Annotated in this window: 20 protein-coding genes; 18 read left to right on the top strand and 2 right to left on the bottom strand. The window is 68.5% G+C overall.

The window, feature by feature from the left end; genetic code table 11:
• Positions 1-54: 54 nt before the first annotated feature.
• Positions 55-1,308 (bottom strand): GGDEF domain-containing protein, encoded by a 1,254-nt coding sequence (locus HNR51_RS02825; RefSeq protein WP_012454054.1) that lies wholly within the window; start codon positions 1,306-1,308, stop codon positions 55-57.
• 95 nt (positions 1,309-1,403) lie between these two features.
• A complete protein-coding gene (locus tag HNR51_RS02820) occupies positions 1,404-1,784 on the bottom strand; it encodes a hypothetical protein (RefSeq protein ID WP_012454053.1) in 381 nt (126 codons plus the stop codon).
• 933 nt (positions 1,785-2,717) lie between these two features.
• Between HNR51_RS02820 and HNR51_RS02815 the strand changes: the two genes are divergently transcribed.
• From HNR51_RS02815 to HNR51_RS02730, 18 genes are all read left to right on the top strand, one after another.
• Positions 2,718-3,251 (top strand): thermonuclease family protein, encoded by a 534-nt coding sequence (locus HNR51_RS02815; RefSeq protein ID WP_152276962.1) that lies wholly within the window; start codon positions 2,718-2,720, stop codon positions 3,249-3,251.
• A gap of 277 nt (positions 3,252-3,528) precedes the next feature.
• On the top strand, positions 3,529-3,825 hold the full coding sequence (locus HNR51_RS02810; RefSeq protein WP_012454051.1) for a hypothetical protein: 297 nt from the start codon (positions 3,529-3,531) through the stop codon (positions 3,823-3,825).
• Positions 3,826-4,227: 402 nt separating this feature from the next.
• Positions 4,228-4,596 carry a 50S ribosomal protein L14 gene (rplN, locus tag HNR51_RS02805; protein ID WP_012253654.1) on the top strand — a complete coding sequence of 123 codons (369 nt, stop codon included), beginning with the start codon at positions 4,228-4,230 and terminating at the stop codon, positions 4,594-4,596.
• Positions 4,596-4,910, top strand: coding sequence for a 50S ribosomal protein L24 (gene rplX / locus HNR51_RS02800; RefSeq protein WP_012454050.1), 315 nt, complete (start codon positions 4,596-4,598; stop codon positions 4,908-4,910). The genes rplN and rplX overlap by 1 nt, the downstream gene beginning before the upstream one ends.
• The gene (rplE, locus tag HNR51_RS02795; RefSeq protein ID WP_012454049.1) at positions 4,903-5,469 is read left to right on the top strand and encodes a 50S ribosomal protein L5; all 567 of its coding nucleotides are present in this window, start codon (positions 4,903-4,905) and stop codon (positions 5,467-5,469) included. The genes rplX and rplE overlap by 8 nt, the downstream gene beginning before the upstream one ends.
• Before the next feature lie 42 nt (positions 5,470-5,511).
• Positions 5,512-5,817, top strand: coding sequence for a 30S ribosomal protein S14 (gene rpsN / locus HNR51_RS02790; protein WP_012454048.1), 306 nt, complete (start codon positions 5,512-5,514; stop codon positions 5,815-5,817).
• A gap of 12 nt (positions 5,818-5,829) precedes the next feature.
• On the top strand, positions 5,830-6,225 hold the full coding sequence (rpsH, locus tag HNR51_RS02785; protein ID WP_012454047.1) for a 30S ribosomal protein S8: 396 nt from the start codon (positions 5,830-5,832) through the stop codon (positions 6,223-6,225).
• A gap of 16 nt (positions 6,226-6,241) precedes the next feature.
• A complete protein-coding gene (gene rplF / locus HNR51_RS02780; RefSeq protein WP_012454046.1) occupies positions 6,242-6,775 on the top strand; it encodes a 50S ribosomal protein L6 in 534 nt (177 codons plus the stop codon).
• A gap of 12 nt (positions 6,776-6,787) precedes the next feature.
• Positions 6,788-7,150, top strand: coding sequence for a 50S ribosomal protein L18 (rplR, locus tag HNR51_RS02775; RefSeq protein WP_012454045.1), 363 nt, complete (start codon positions 6,788-6,790; stop codon positions 7,148-7,150).
• 90 nt (positions 7,151-7,240) lie between these two features.
• Positions 7,241-7,819 carry a 30S ribosomal protein S5 gene (gene rpsE / locus HNR51_RS02770; RefSeq protein ID WP_003597131.1) on the top strand — a complete coding sequence of 193 codons (579 nt, stop codon included), beginning with the start codon at positions 7,241-7,243 and terminating at the stop codon, positions 7,817-7,819.
• A gap of 11 nt (positions 7,820-7,830) precedes the next feature.
• A complete protein-coding gene (gene rpmD / locus HNR51_RS02765) occupies positions 7,831-8,025 on the top strand; it encodes a 50S ribosomal protein L30 (RefSeq protein ID WP_012454044.1) in 195 nt (64 codons plus the stop codon).
• Between the two features lie 13 nt (positions 8,026-8,038).
• A complete protein-coding gene (gene rplO / locus HNR51_RS02760) occupies positions 8,039-8,548 on the top strand; it encodes a 50S ribosomal protein L15 (RefSeq protein WP_012454043.1) in 510 nt (169 codons plus the stop codon).
• A gap of 114 nt (positions 8,549-8,662) precedes the next feature.
• A complete protein-coding gene (gene secY / locus HNR51_RS02755; protein ID WP_012454042.1) occupies positions 8,663-10,006 on the top strand; it encodes a preprotein translocase subunit SecY in 1,344 nt (447 codons plus the stop codon).
• 142 nt (positions 10,007-10,148) lie between these two features.
• Positions 10,149-10,751, top strand: a complete 603-nt coding sequence (locus HNR51_RS02750; RefSeq protein WP_012454041.1) for an adenylate kinase — start codon at positions 10,149-10,151, stop codon at positions 10,749-10,751.
• 349 nt (positions 10,752-11,100) lie between these two features.
• Positions 11,101-11,469, top strand: coding sequence for a 30S ribosomal protein S13 (gene rpsM, locus HNR51_RS02745; protein WP_012454040.1), 369 nt, complete (start codon positions 11,101-11,103; stop codon positions 11,467-11,469).
• Positions 11,470-11,638: 169 nt separating this feature from the next.
• Entirely contained in the window at positions 11,639-12,028 is a 390-nt protein-coding gene (gene rpsK / locus HNR51_RS02740; protein WP_009866710.1) for a 30S ribosomal protein S11, read from the top strand.
• Between the two features lie 38 nt (positions 12,029-12,066).
• Positions 12,067-12,948: an MBL fold metallo-hydrolase gene (locus HNR51_RS02735; protein ID WP_182553898.1), complete on the top strand. Its 882-nt coding sequence runs from the start codon at positions 12,067-12,069 to the stop codon at positions 12,946-12,948.
• A 78-nt stretch (positions 12,949-13,026) separates the two neighbouring features.
• Positions 13,027-14,064 carry a DNA-directed RNA polymerase subunit alpha gene (locus HNR51_RS02730; protein WP_182553897.1) on the top strand — a complete coding sequence of 346 codons (1,038 nt, stop codon included), beginning with the start codon at positions 13,027-13,029 and terminating at the stop codon, positions 14,062-14,064.
• Positions 14,065-14,161: the final 97 nt, after the last annotated feature.

The following is a 14,161-nucleotide window of genomic DNA, read 5'->3' as shown; positions in this document are numbered from 1 at the left end:
GCCCCGGACAGGAAGACGCGGCAGCGACGGTTTTGTTCGGCAGAGGCGGCCTTTTCAGCCGGGCGGCGCGGCCGTCAGAACCCGGTCCGCGCTGCCCGTGGGCCGGTTCGCGTTCGCGGCGGGCAGGAAGCTCTCGACCCGGTTCCGGCCCTCGTTCTTGGCCGCGTAGAGCGCGAAATCGGCGGCCTTGAGCAGATCGGAGACTTGGATTCCGAAATCCCGCGTCCGCCCCCGCGCGGCGGTGACGCCGACGCTCACGGTCACTGGCCTGTTCGCCACAAGGCCGGGATGGCGGATGGCGAGATCGGCGACGGCGGCACGAACCACCTCGCCCACCGCCCGCGCCTGCACGGGATCGGCACCCGGCAACAGGACCGCGAATTCCTCGCCGCCGTAGCGCGCGGCGAGCCCGCCCCAGGCCTCGACCGAGGTCTGGAGCGCCGCCGCCACCGCCACGAGGCAGCGATCCCCCTCGGCATGGCCGGCGGTGTCGTTCAGCCGCTTGAAGTGATCGATGTCGATGAGAATGACGCCGAGCCAGCCGTCCTGCTCGCCGGCGAGGCCCCAGGCCGCCCCCAGGCGCTCGGTGAAATGGCGGCGGTTGGACAGGGCCGTCAGCGAATCGGTCTCCGAGAGCACCGTGAGGCGCGCATTGGCGCGGGCGAGCGCCTCGGCCTGGAGCTTCACCCGCAGACCGATCAGGAAGGTGTTCCGGGCGTCCCATTCCCGTGAGTAGCAGAGCTTCAGCGGCACCAGGATCAGGCCGGAGACCAGCAGCGGCAGTCCGCTGCGCTCGGCGCTGAACAGCCCGAGCCCGACGACGAGGCCGACATAAAGGGCGAACGAGGCGCCGCAGAACCACAGGCAATGCCGGAACGGCAGGGGCGCGATCAGCCCGACCACCAACGGAACGATGGTGGCGATGATGATGTAGACGTCCGTATGCGAGGCCGGCGCGAGGCGGGCGCTGTTGAGGACGACGACGATGTCGACGAGCGCGGTGGCGAGGACGGCGACGGAGACCCGTACCATCGTCGGCCTCCCGCGCAGGGAGATGATGGAGGCGAGGGCGACCGGGCAGAAGACACCGAGCGTCATCGCCAGCGGCACCGCGAAGTCCTGCGGGCCGAACACCTCGCGGTCCATGACGAGGGAGAGGATATTGAACAGCGTGAAGACGGCGAGCCAGGACTGGACGTAAAACCCGCTCAGCCGGGCCGTCTCGGCGCGGTATTGCGCTTCGAGCGCATCCGGCAATCGGAGCCGGTACCACGGACGGCTCAGGCCGGATTCGATCCGCTTCAGCATCGATGCGCCAGGTCAAGCCTCGTCAGCCAAGCGTTATCTTAACCGGCAGACTTTGCTCAATGCCTAATGTCAACGGCGCTGCACGGCGTCCGGTGTCAGCCGCGCCGCAATGCCGAGACCGGATCCCCCGCCGCCCCGTGGCCGCGCTTGGCCGCGAGGCGGTTGACGATGCCGAAGCGAAGCACCGTCTCCTCCAGATAGTCGACCGCCCTGACGAGATGACGGCGGGCTCGGTCCCACTCCTCCGCCTCGGCCTCCGCGGGCGTCTCGGCCAATGTCACGGAGGCGATCAGCACCCGGTCGCGCTCATCCTCGATCCGCCGGTCACGCTCCACATGACCGCGCACGTCGGCATCGAAGGCCGCGATCACCGCCCAGGGCAGGTCGTCCTTCCGGCCGGCCGCCGGAAAGGCGGCCGCGAGCCGCCGGGCCTCCGCGGCCGCGCCGCGGACCAGATCTTCCAAGCTCATCGCCACCGCGCGACTCCTCCTCGTCCCGGGGGCGCACGACGCCCCCCTGCCCTTCCGCCAACCCCCGCCGCCCCGGTCCCGTTCGGAGGCGCGGATCGTTTCGGCGGCGCCCTCTTCGATGATTCCGGTCGGGGACGGCCACGGAACGCTCGATTCGGCCGGCCCGTCCGGGATCCGCCCACGGAGGCGCCGCCACGATCCTGCACGAAACCTTGTCAGATCGCCCTTCGTTGCGCCTTGATGCCTTCACACTCGCCACCGATCTGCTCTTGCGCCCCGGATCGCGAGGCGAAGGTCAGTAACGGCAGCGGCCATGATTGATTTCGAACACCTGCCCTCTTGGGCCCGTCGACGCCTGACCCGGCATTTCGCCAAGGGCGGCACGGGACGGGTGGTGCGCTAGATGACGGTGTCAGTCGGGCGAGGTGGCCATTCCGGCGCCGCGGAGCCCGGCCAGGGACAGGAGGTCTCCGCGGAAGCGGCCGGCACGCGGGATGACGGCTTGCTACGCTCGCGCCCGCCGAACGGTTTGGGGGCATCGCCGTCCGGTGGGCGCGGGCGACCGGCGGACGAACCAACCGGCGCGGCAGAGGATAGGGCTCGCCCATGGTCCCGCCAGGGGTGGCCGGCACGATTCCGAGCCCGGGGCTCCGCGACGGCCGCGCTCCGCTGAAACGCCGGCCGGCGCGGGCGGGACGCGCACCGGCCTGCGGCGGAGGGTGCGGCTCCGGCATGACGCCGCGGCATGCGGCCGGCCACGAAAAGGGCATAAGCCATGCTTTAGGGTTTTCGACAGACGCTCGTTGCCCCGACGGCGCCCGTTCGGGCGCGGGGATCGGGTACGGCGTCAGCACGTGAGAGACACGACACGTGGGCGTCCTTGGCCGAGCGATCGGCCGGTGCCTCCACGGGTCAGCGTCGAAAACCCATGGTGTTTGGATGAGACGAACGGGATTTCTCGGCCTCAGCCTCATCGTCCTTGCCGCGACCGGGGCCGTCGGACCAGCCCAGGCCGGCGAGAGCGTGAGTGGACGGCCACGCGTCCTGAGCGGCGACACGCTGGTGGTAAGCGGTCGCGTCGTGGGCCTCTACGGGGTGGCAGCGCCGGGCCTCAAGCAGACCTGCCTGAACGCCAAGGGCCAGAGCTACGCCTGCGGCGCCCACTCGGCCCAGGCGCTCGCCGCCCATCTGCGGGACGCGAGCGTCACCTGTCAGATCCGCGAGACCGACGCCTACGGCCGCGCCCTCTCCGTCTGCCACCGGGACAAGGAAGACCTGAGCGCCTGGATGGCGGAGAAGGGCCTCGTCATGGCCGAACGCGGCGAGAAGGCGACCTATGTCGGCGCCGAGACCGTCGCCTGGGGCAAGCGCCTCGGCCTGTGGGCGGGTTCCTTCGAGGACCCGACTGGGCGGCCGCGGACGAGCTACTCGAAGGCCAGCACCGTAGCCGACGCCCAGCCCGAGACGCGCTGAGACGAGGCCGCGACCGGCTCGCGTCTTCACCTCAGACCGTCGTCGCCCTCGCCCGAGGACCGGGCCCCGCCTGCTTGTTTGCACGGGAGCCGGCGGCACGCCGCCGCTCCGCTTGCGGTCGGCCCGGTCCGGTGCCACCTATGCCGATCAGGCGCGCGGGTAGGCAGGCGCGGGCAGTGGGGGCCGCGATGGCGCCTCGCGATACGCCCTCGGAATGCCCTTCCCCGCGCCAGCGGTCCGCATCGGGGACTGCGCGCCAGGGAGTGACAGGGAAGTCATGCGTCGTCCGATCGCCGTCTCCACCCCCCTCTTCGCCGGCCTCCTGCTGATCGGGTCCGTTGCCGCCATTCCGGCCCGCGCCCAGGACACCGGTGACAGCCGGCTCACCCCGACCGGGCGCACCGTCACCGCGACGGGCCAGACCAAGCCACCGGCACCCGGCCTCCCGCAGGGAGAGGTCGCGCCGGTCTCCCAGGATCAGATGCTCAAGGCCCAGCGGGCCGCCCAGGCCCGCGACAAGGCCTGGGACGCGAAGATGAACAAGACCATGGGCTCGATCTGCCGGGGCTGCTGACCCCGTCAGGCGATCCGCTTCCGCAAGGCGACGCGGATCGCCCCGCCCCTCGCACCACTGCCTTCGCACCACTGCCTTCGCGCCCCTGCGCCTGCCGTCCGCGCGCGGCCTGATCCTGCGCCGTTATTCTGCGACGTCGCCGTGCCGCCGGACCGCGCCGTCCCGGCACGAATTGCCGCTCAAAGGCTTGCACACCGGCCGCGTCCGTAGTATCGGGCACGCCTTCGCGACAGTCCTTGGGATGTTCGCATCCCTTCGTACGCGGTGACCGCGCCGGCGTTCCCACGCCGATAGCGCGGTCTCTCACATGAGCCGGGGACATCAGATCCCCATCAGGCGTCGTCCGCCGGGCAATACCGTCCGTGTGCGGAAACCCGCCTGAAACAAGGAAAGGTCACTCCCGTGATCCAGATGCAGACGAATCTGGACGTCGCCGACAATTCGGGTGCGCGCCGTGTGATGTGCATCAAGGTGCTCGGCGGGTCGAAGCGCAAGTATGCCGGCGTCGGCGACATCATCGTCGTCTCCGTCAAGGAGGCGATCCCGCGCGGCCGCGTGAAGAAGGGCGACGTCATGAAGGCGGTCGTCGTGCGCACGGCCAAGGACGTGAAGCGCGCCGACGGTTCGGTGATCCGCTTCGACAAGAACGCCGCCGTTCTGATCAACAATCAGAAGGAGCCGGTCGGCACCCGTATCTTCGGGCCGGTGCCGCGCGAGCTGCGCGCCCGCAACCACATGAAGATCATCTCGCTCGCTCCTGAGGTGCTGTGATGGCCGCCAAGATCAAGAAGGGCGACACGGTCGTCGTCCTCACCGGTCGCGACGCGGGTCGCTCCGGCGAGGTCATCCAAGTCCTGCCGAAGGACGGCAAGGCCTTCGTGCGCGGCGTCAACCTGGTCAAGAAGCACCAGAAGCAGACGCAGAACGCCGAGGGCGGGATCATCTCGAAGGAGGCTGCGATCCAGCTCTCCAACCTCGCGTTCCAGGACGTGAACGGCAAGCCGACCCGCGTGGGTTTCCGCATCCTCGAAGACGGACGCAAGGTCCGGTTCGCCAAGACCACGGGGGATCAGATCGATGGCTGAGGCCGACAAGAACGCCTACGTCCCGCGTCTGCGCAAGCACTACGACGAGGTCGTCCGGCAGAAGCTGATCGAGCAGTTCGGGTACAAGAACCCGATGCAGGTCCCGCAGATCGAGAAGATCGTCATCAACATGGGCGTCGGCGAGTCCACCGCGGACTCGAAGAAGGCCACCGTTGCGGCGGGCGACCTCGCGCTCATCGCCGGCCAGAAGCCGGTCATCACCCGCGCCCGCAAGGCGATCGCGACCTTCAAGGTCCGCGAGGGCATGCCGATCGGCTGCAAGGTGACCCTGCGCAAGGCCCGCATGTACGAGTTCATGGACCGCCTGATCACGATCGCGCTGCCGCGCGTTCGCGACTTCCGCGGCCTGAACCCGCGTTCCTTCGACGGCCGCGGCAACTACGCCATGGGCCTCAAGGAGCACCTCGTGTTCCCGGAGATCTCCTACGACAAGGCGGAGCAGACCTGGGGCATGGACATCGTCGTCCAGACGAGCGCCACCACGGACGAAGAGGCCAAGGCTCTCCTCGCCCACTTCAAGTTCCCGTTCCGGCAGTAAGCGGCGGCTTTCGTCGCTTAGACGCGGACACTGGAGAAAGACATGGCTAAGAAAAGCTCAGTCGAGAAGAACAACCACCGCAAGGAGCTGGTGAAGCGCTTCGCCGAGAAGCGTAAGGCCCTCCTCGCCATCGCCAACGATGAGTCCCGCGAGATGGAGGAGCGCTTCGAGGCGCGCCTGAAGCTCGCGGAACTGCCGCGCAACTCGTCGGCCACCCGCATCCGCAACCGCTGCGAGATGACCGGCCGTCCGCGGGCCTACTACCGTAAGCTCGGCATCTCGCGCGTCGCTCTGCGCGAGCTCGGCAACCGGGGCCTCATCCCCGGTCTCGTGAAGTCCAGCTGGTAAGGGGAGGCATCCATGGTGAACGATCCCGTGGGTGATATGCTCACCCGCATCCGCAACGGCCAGAGCCGTCGCCGCAACGTCGTCCAGACCCCCGGCTCGCGCCTGCGCGCCTCGGTCCTCGACGTGCTGAAGTCCGAGGGCTACATCCGCGACTACGCGGTGCAGGACCTCGGCAACGGCCGCACCGAGTTCGCGATCGAGCTCAAGTACTACGACGGTCGCCCGGTCATCCGGGAGATCAAGCGCGTGTCGAAGCCCGGCCGCCGCGTCTACTCGTCGGTTGGCGAGCTGCCGCGAGTCGCCGACGGCCTCGGCGTCACCATCATCTCGACCCCGCAGGGCGTCATGGCCGATCACGAGGCGCGCGAGCGCAACGTCGGCGGTGAAGTGCTCTGCAAGGTGTTCTGATCCGGAGGACAGCGACATGTCTCGCGTAGGCAAGAAGCCCGTCCCCGTCCCGTCCGGCGTCACCGCCACGGTTACGGGTCAGACGGTGAAGATGAAGGGCTCGAAGGGCGAACTCCAGTTCGTCGTCCCGCCCCAGGTCATCGTGGAGTTCAAGGACGGCGCCGTCTCGGTGCAGCCCAAGGACCAGTCGAAGCAGGCCCGCTCCCTGTGGGGCACCTCGCGCGCCCAGGTGGCGAACCTCGTCGAGGGCGTCTCCAAGGGCTTCGAGAAGAAGCTGGAGATCACCGGCGTCGGCTACCGCGCTGCGATGGCCGGCAAGGCGCTCAAGCTCTCGCTCGGCTACAGCCACGACATCGAGTACGAGATCCCGGCCGGCATCACCATCGTGACGCCCAAGCCCACGGAGATCGTGGTGTCGGGCATCGACCGGCAGCGCGTCGGTCAGGTCGCGGCGGAGATTCGCGAGTACCGCGGTCCCGAGCCCTATAAGGGCAAGGGCGTGAAGTACGCTGGCGAGTTCATCTTCCGCAAGGAAGGCAAGAAGAAGTAAGGAGGGCGATTCATGTCGAACAAGAACGAAGCCCTCCTGCGCCGCAAGGCGCGGGTCCGTCGGGCCCTCAAAGCCACCGCCAACGGCCGTCCGCGGCTGTCGGTGTTCCGCTCGTCCAAGCAGATCTACGTCCAGGTCATCGACGACGCCGTGGGCCGCACGCTCGCGGCCGCGTCCAGCCTCGACAAGGATCTCAAGGCCAGCCTCAAGACCGGTGCCGACAAGGCGGCGGCCGAGGCGGTGGGCAAGCTCGTCGCCGAGCGCGCCAAGGCCGCGGGCGTCACCAAGGTCGTCTTCGACCGCTCGGGCTACATCTTCCACGGCCGCGTCAAGGCTCTCGCCGACGCCGCCCGTGAGGGTGGTCTCGACTTCTAAGACGCCATGGTCCCTCCCCTCGCGGGGAGGGACGCACATCGAGCGAGCGGGCCGTTCCGGCCCGCGTCAGTGAGATAACGGGAAAAGAATATGGCACGTGAACGCGAGGGTCGTCGCCGCGACGACCGCGAGGAGCGCGACAGCGAGTTCGTGGACAAGCTCGTCCACATCAACCGCGTCGCCAAGGTTGTGAAGGGTGGCCGCCGCTTCGGCTTCGCCGCCCTCGTCGTCGTCGGCGACCAGAAGGGCCGCGTCGGCTTCGGCCACGGCAAGGCCCGTGAGGTGCCGGAGGCGATCCGCAAGGCGACGGAAGCCGCCAAGCGCGGTCTGATCCGTGTGTCGCTCCGCGAGGGCCGCACCCTGCACCACGACGTCAACGGACGTCACGGCGCCGGCAAGGTCATTCTCCGCGCGGCGCCGCAGGGTACCGGCATCATCGCCGGCGGCCCGATGCGCGCCGTCTTCGAGACGCTCGGCATGCAGGACGTCGTCGCCAAGTCGCTCGGCTCCTCCAACCCCTACAACCTCGTGCGCGCCACCTTCGACGCGCTCAAGAACGAGGACAGCCCGCGCTCGGTCGCGGCCCGTCGCGGTCTCAAGGTGTCGGCCCTCCAGGCCCGTCGCCGTGACGCCGACCCGGCCGACACCTCCGACGCGGCCGTCGCGTAAGGGAGGGCAGCATGGCAACCAAGACTGTCCGCATCGAGCAGATCGGCTCGCCGATCCGCCGCGAGGCCTCCCAGCGCGCGACGCTGATCGGCCTCAAGCTGAACAAGCTGCACCGCGTCTCCGAGCTGGAGGACACTCCCTCGGTTCGCGGCATGATCCGCAAGGTCGCGCACCTCGTGCGCGTCCTCGACGACGCCGCGGCGTGAGGAGGGCTCCACCATGAAGCTCAACGAGATCCGCGACAACGAAGGCGCGACCAAGAACCGGATGCGCGTCGGCCGAGGCATCGGCTCCGGCAAGGGCAAGACCGGTGGACGCGGCGTGAAGGGTCAGAAGGCCCGCACCGGCGTGTCCATCAAGGGCTTCGAGGGCGGCCAGATGCCGCTGCATCGTCGCCTGCCGAAGCGTGGCTTCAACAACATCCACGCCCACGACCTGAACGAGGTGAACCTCGGTCGCGTCCAGGCGGCGGTGGATGCCGGCAAGCTCGACGCCAACGCCCCCGTGACGGTCGATGCGCTGGTCAAGGCCGGCATCATCGCCCGCGCCCGTGACGGCGTGAAGCTGCTCGGCGTCGGCGAGCTGACCGCGAAGCTCAGCTTCGAGGTCACCCGCGCCTCCAAGTCGGCCGTCGAGGCCGTCGAGAAGGCCGGCGGCTCGGTGACCACGACCTTCGCCGCCGGCGTCGCCCATCGCGGCGCGTCGGAAGGCGCGGTTGCGTCCGCCTGACACCACGATTAAGTCGAACGCCGAAGCGGCGGCCCGTGCTCGCACGCGGCCGCCGCTTCCGCTTTCAGGGACCGCTCGAGACGCGTCCCGACGGCATTTTCCGGGATCAATGACATGGCCTCAGCCGCCGAGCAGCTTGCCGCCAACCTGAATTTCGGCGCCATCGCCAAGGCCGACGAGCTCAAGAAGCGCATCTGGTTCACCCTGGGCGCGCTCATCGTCTTCCGGCTGGGCACCTACATCCCGATCCCCGGCATCGATCCCGAGCAGTTCGCGCGGAACTTCCAGAACCAGGCCGGCGGCGTGCTGGGCATGTTCAACATGTTCTCGGGCGGCGCGGTCGAGCGCATGGCGGTCTTCGCGCTCAACATCATGCCCTACATCTCAGCCTCGATCATCGTTCAGCTCCTCACCTCGGTGGTGCCGAGCCTGGAGGCGCTGAAGAAGGAGGGCGAGTCGGGCCGCAAGGTCATCAACCAGTACACCCGCTACCTCACGGTGGTGCTGGCGCTGGTCCAGTCCTGGGGCATCGCCTTCGGCCTGCAGGGCTCGAACGCGGTCATCAACCCGGGCCCGTTCTTCATCCTCTCGACCGTCGTGACGCTGACCGGCGGCACGCTGTTCCTGATGTGGATCGGCGAGCAGATCACCTCGCGCGGCATCGGCAACGGCTCCTCGCTCATCATCTTCGCGGGCATCGTCGCCCATCTGCCGGCTTCGATCTTCGGCGCCCTGGAGCTGACCCGCACCGGCGCGCTCTCGCCCGCCATCCTGCTCGGCGCCGCCGTCGCGGCGGTCGCGCTGATCTACTTCATCGTGTTCATGGAGCGCGCCCAGCGCCGGCTCCTGATCAACTACCCCAAGCGTCAGGTCGGCAACCGCATGTACGAGGGCCAGTCCTCGTTCCTGCCGCTCAAGCTCAACACCTCGGGCGTGATCCCGCCGATCTTCGCCTCCTCGCTGCTGCTGCTGCCGACCACGGTGGCGAGCTTCTCGGCGAACCAGGGCTCGACCGGCATCCTCGGGACGCTCACGGCCTATCTCGGCCACGGCCGGCCGCTCTACATGGTCGCCTATGCCGGCCTGATCATCTTCTTCACGTTCTTCTACACAGCGATCGTCTTCAATCCGCAGGAGACCGCCGACAACCTGAAGAAGCAGGGCGGCTTCATCCCCGGCATCCGCCCCGGCGAGCGCACCGCCGCCTTCATCGACAAGGTGCTGACCCGCATCACGGTGATCGGCGCGGCCTACCTCACCTTCGTCTGCCTCGTGCCGGAGATCGTAGCCTCCTACACCTCGGCGGCGCTCGGCTTCGGCGGTACCTCGCTCCTGATCGTCGTCTCCGTCACCATGGACACCGTGGCACAGATCCACGGGCACCTGATGGCCCACCAGTACGAGGGCCTCGTGAAGAAGGCGAAGCTGCGGGGCGCCTCGACAACCCGGCGCCGTTGAACGGCGTTCGACAAAGGTTCGGTGGACGCGCGCCCTGGAATTGCGCATCACAGCGGTGTGACGATGGCGCGTCCTTGAGAGGACAGGCGCGCCGCCCATGAAGAACGAGCCCGACGCCGGGCCTTGAGGACGGGGAGACGCAATGCGGATCATTCTGCTCGGACCGCCGGGAGCGGGGAAGGGCACGCAGTCCGAGCGTATCGTGGAGCGCTACCGCGTTCCGCAATTGTCGACGGGCGACATGCTGCGCGCTGCGGTCGCCGCCGGGACGCCGGTCGGACTGGAAGCGAAGTCGATCATGGAGAGCGGCGGCCTCGTGCCGGACGCCGTCGTGGTCGGGATCGTCGCCGACCGCATCGAGGAGGCGGATGCCAGGGACGGCTTCATCCTCGACGGCTTCCCGCGCACGGTCGAGCAGGCCAAGGCCCTCGACGCCATGCTGGCGGAGAAGGGCATCGCCCTCGACGCGGTGGTCGAGTTCGTCGTCGATGAGAACGCCCTCGTCGGCCGCATCGCCAAGCGCGCCGAGGAGACCGCTGCCCGCGGACAGCCGGTGCGCAAGGACGACACGCCGGAGGTCTTCAAGACCCGCCTCGACGCCTACAAGCGGCAGACGGCGCCGCTCTCCGACTACTATGCCGGCACCGGCCTCCTGCGGAAGATCGACGGCATGAAGCCGATCGACGAGGTGACCGGCGACGTGACCGGCCTCCTCGACGGGTTCCGGGAGAAGGCGACGTCCTGAGACGTCTCTCTCCGGTGATGTCCGCGAAGCCCGCTGCCGTTCCGACGGGGCGGGCTTTGTCATGCCGGGCGTCCTCATGCCCGGCCGCGTCATGCCAGGCCCCGTAATGCCTTGCCGACGGCGCGGCGAAGCGTCGATCGCAATTCCGTTTGCAAAGCGTTGACAACGGGGGCGGCTCGCGCTAGGCGGACCCCCTTCGTCCAAGCGGGATGTGGTTCGGGGCACCTCTGAGAGGCTGCTTGCGGACCGATTTGTCGTTTCGGGCGGGCGCGCAGGGGCCGGCCTCCACCGGACGCGCGTCTTCCTTGTGTGCTGACGGGCGGATGGCCCGTCCCATGGAGAGATCATCTTGGCCCGTATCGCAGGCGTCAACATCCCGACCGCCAAGCGCGTCGTCATCGCGCTCCAGTACATCCACGGCATCGGCCCGAAGAAGGCCGAGGAGATCACCGAGAAGGTCGGTATCCCGGCCGAGCGCCGCGTGAACCAGCTCACCGACGCCGAGGTGCTCCAGATCCGCGAGACCATCGACCGCGATTACCTCGTCGAGGGCGATCTGCGCCGCGAAGTCTCGATGAACATCAAGCGCCTGATGGATCTCGGCTGCTACCGCGGCCTGCGTCACCGCAAGCAGCTGCCGGTCCGCGGCCAGCGCACCCACACCAACGCCCGCACCCGCAAGGGCAAGGCGAAGCCGATCGCCGGCAAGAAGAAGTAATTTTGGCATTGGAAGGCCGTGCTTCGCTCGGCCTTCCTTCCGTCGCGCCGGGTGTCCCTCGGCGTCGGCGGGTGATCGGGACGGCTCTGCACGGCAGCCGCGCCCAAGTGACAAAAGAATCCCGAGCGCCTGGAAGTACGGGCGTGACTGAAGGACGAAAGCGAAAAGAATGGCCAAGGAACCGACCCGCGTCCGCCGCCGCGAACGCAAGAACATCGTCTCCGGCGTGGCGCATGTGAACGCCTCGTTCAACAACACGATGATCACCATCACCGACGCGCAGGGCAACACGATCTCGTGGTCGTCCGCCGGCGCCATGGGCTTCAAGGGTTCGCGCAAGTCGACCCCGTACGCCGCCCAGGTCGCCGCCGAGGATGCCGGCCGCAAGGCTGCCGAGCACGGCATGCGCACCCTCGAGGTCGAGGTCTCCGGCCCCGGTTCCGGCCGTGAGTCGGCGCTGCGCGCGCTCCAGGCCGCGGGCTTCACCGTGACCTCGATCCGCGACGTCACCTCGATCCCGCACAACGGCTGCCGCCCGCGCAAGCGCCGTCGCGTCTGATCGAACGACACCGGAGCCCCCCTCGAACGGAGACGCCCATGGCGGACGGATCGAAGCCCCTTCCCGGCGCGCTGCGTTGGAATCTCGGAGACCTCACGGTCACCGCGCTCAACGACGGCTGGTTTCAGGGCTCGCTCGATCTCGTCACGGGCATCTCCAAGGAGGAAGCCGGCGCGCTCCAGCGCGCGGGCTTCCGCTCCGAGGCTCCGGTCGTCACGCTCAACGCCTTCCTCGTCACCGGCGCCGGCCGCAAGCCGGTGCTGATCGATTCGGGCTACGGCCATTTCGGTCCCGCCACCATGGGCCGGGTGCCCGCGGCGCTCGCGCTGGCCGGCGTCAAGCCGGAGGAGATCGAGACCGTGCTCCTGACCCATCTCCATCCCGACCATGCGGGCGGGCTGGTGAAGGAGGATGGCAGCGCAGCCTATCCGAACGCGGAACTCGTCGTGCATGCGACGGAAGCCGCGCACTGGCTTCCCGACGAGGCGCTGTCGCGGGCCCCGGACGCGGCGAAGCCGTATTTCGAGAACGCCCGCAAGGCGGTCGCGCCCTACGGCGCGCGGCTGCGCAAACACGAGGGCGGCGAGCTGGTGCCCGGCATCACCGCCGTTCCGCTGCCCGGCCACACGCCGGGCCATTGCGGCATGCGGATCGTATCGGGGGACAAGTCCCTGCTGATGTGGACCGACGTGGTGCATATGCCGGCGATCCAGTTCAAGCAGCCGGAGGCGGGCGTCGCCTTCGACGTGGACGGGGAACAGGCGCGCGCCACCCGCAAGCGGGTGCTCGACGAGGTGGCGACGGAGAAGACCTTCATCGCCGGCTCGCATCTGGAGTTCCCGGCGCTCGGCACCGTCGCCCGCGACGGCGCCGGTTACAGCTTCGTTCCCGCCCTTTGGGTGGCAGGCGAGCAACCGTGATTTTTGGGACCGGTCCGGAGGCTCTCAGAGCCATCCAGGGCCGGCCGAAGCGCTTTCCGGGACGCCGGCGGCGCGGGTTTGGCAAGAGGTAGGACCGTGGTCATTCAGAAGAACTGGCAAGAGCTCATCAAGCCGAACAAGCTGCAGGTCTCCGCCGGCGACGATCCCAAGCGGGTCGCCACCGTCGTGGCCGAGCCGCTCGAGCGCGGCTTCGGCACGACGCTGGGCAACTCGCTCCGCCGCGTGCTGCTCTCCTCGCTCCAGGGCGCCGCGGTCACCTCGGTGCAGATCGACGGCGTGCTGCACGAGTTCTCGTCGATCCCCGGCGTGCGCGAGGACGTGACCGACATCGTCCTCAACATCAAGACCATCGCCATCCGCTCGCAGACCGACCAGCCCAAGCGCATGACCCTGCGCAAGACGGGCCCCGGCCTCGTCACCGCCGGTGACATCGGCGCCGTCGGCGACATCCAGATCCTGAACCCCGACCTCGTGATCTGCACCCTGGACGACGGGGCCGAGATCCGCATGGAGTTCACGGTCGCCACCGGCAAGGGCTACGTCCCGGCCGACCGCAATCGTCCCGAGGATGCGCCGATCGGCCTGATCCCGGTCGATGCGCTGTTCTCCCCGGTGACCAAGGTCAGCTACCGCGTCGAGACCACCCGCGAGGGCCAGGATCTCGACAAGGACAAGCTGACCATGACGGTCGAGACCAACGGCGCCGTGTCGCCGGAGGATGCTCTGGCTTACGCCGCCCGCATCATCCAGGACCAGCTCCAGGTCTTCGTGAACTTCGAGGAGCCCCGCAAGGAAGAGGCCGCGCCGCTCGCGCCGCAGCTCCCCTTCAACCCGGCTTTGCTCAAGAAGGTCGACGAGCTCGAGCTGTCGGTCCGTTCGGCGAACTGCCTGAAGAACGACAACATCGTCTATATCGGCGACCTGATCCAGAAGTCGGAGGGCGAGATGCTGCGCACCCCGAACTTCGGCCGCAAGTCGCTCAACGAGATCAAGGAAGTGCTCGCCGGTATGGGCCTGCACCTCGGCATGGACGTTCCCGGCTGGCCGCCGGAGAACATCGAGGATCTCGCCAAGCGCTTCGAAGAGCACTACTGAGGGGCGAAGCCGCCCTGGCCTGATCTGGCGGCGCTGCGCGGCGCCGCTTGTTTGGCCGCCTGACCCGGTGCTGAGCCGCTGGGTCGGCACTCCCTCC

This window comes from Methylorubrum thiocyanatum, assembly GCA_014138645.1.
Lineage (GTDB): Bacteria > Pseudomonadota > Alphaproteobacteria > Rhizobiales > Beijerinckiaceae > Methylobacterium > Methylobacterium thiocyanatum.
The sequence above is the reverse complement of the archived record's forward strand: the minus strand, read 5'-3'. Positions and strand labels throughout refer to the sequence as shown.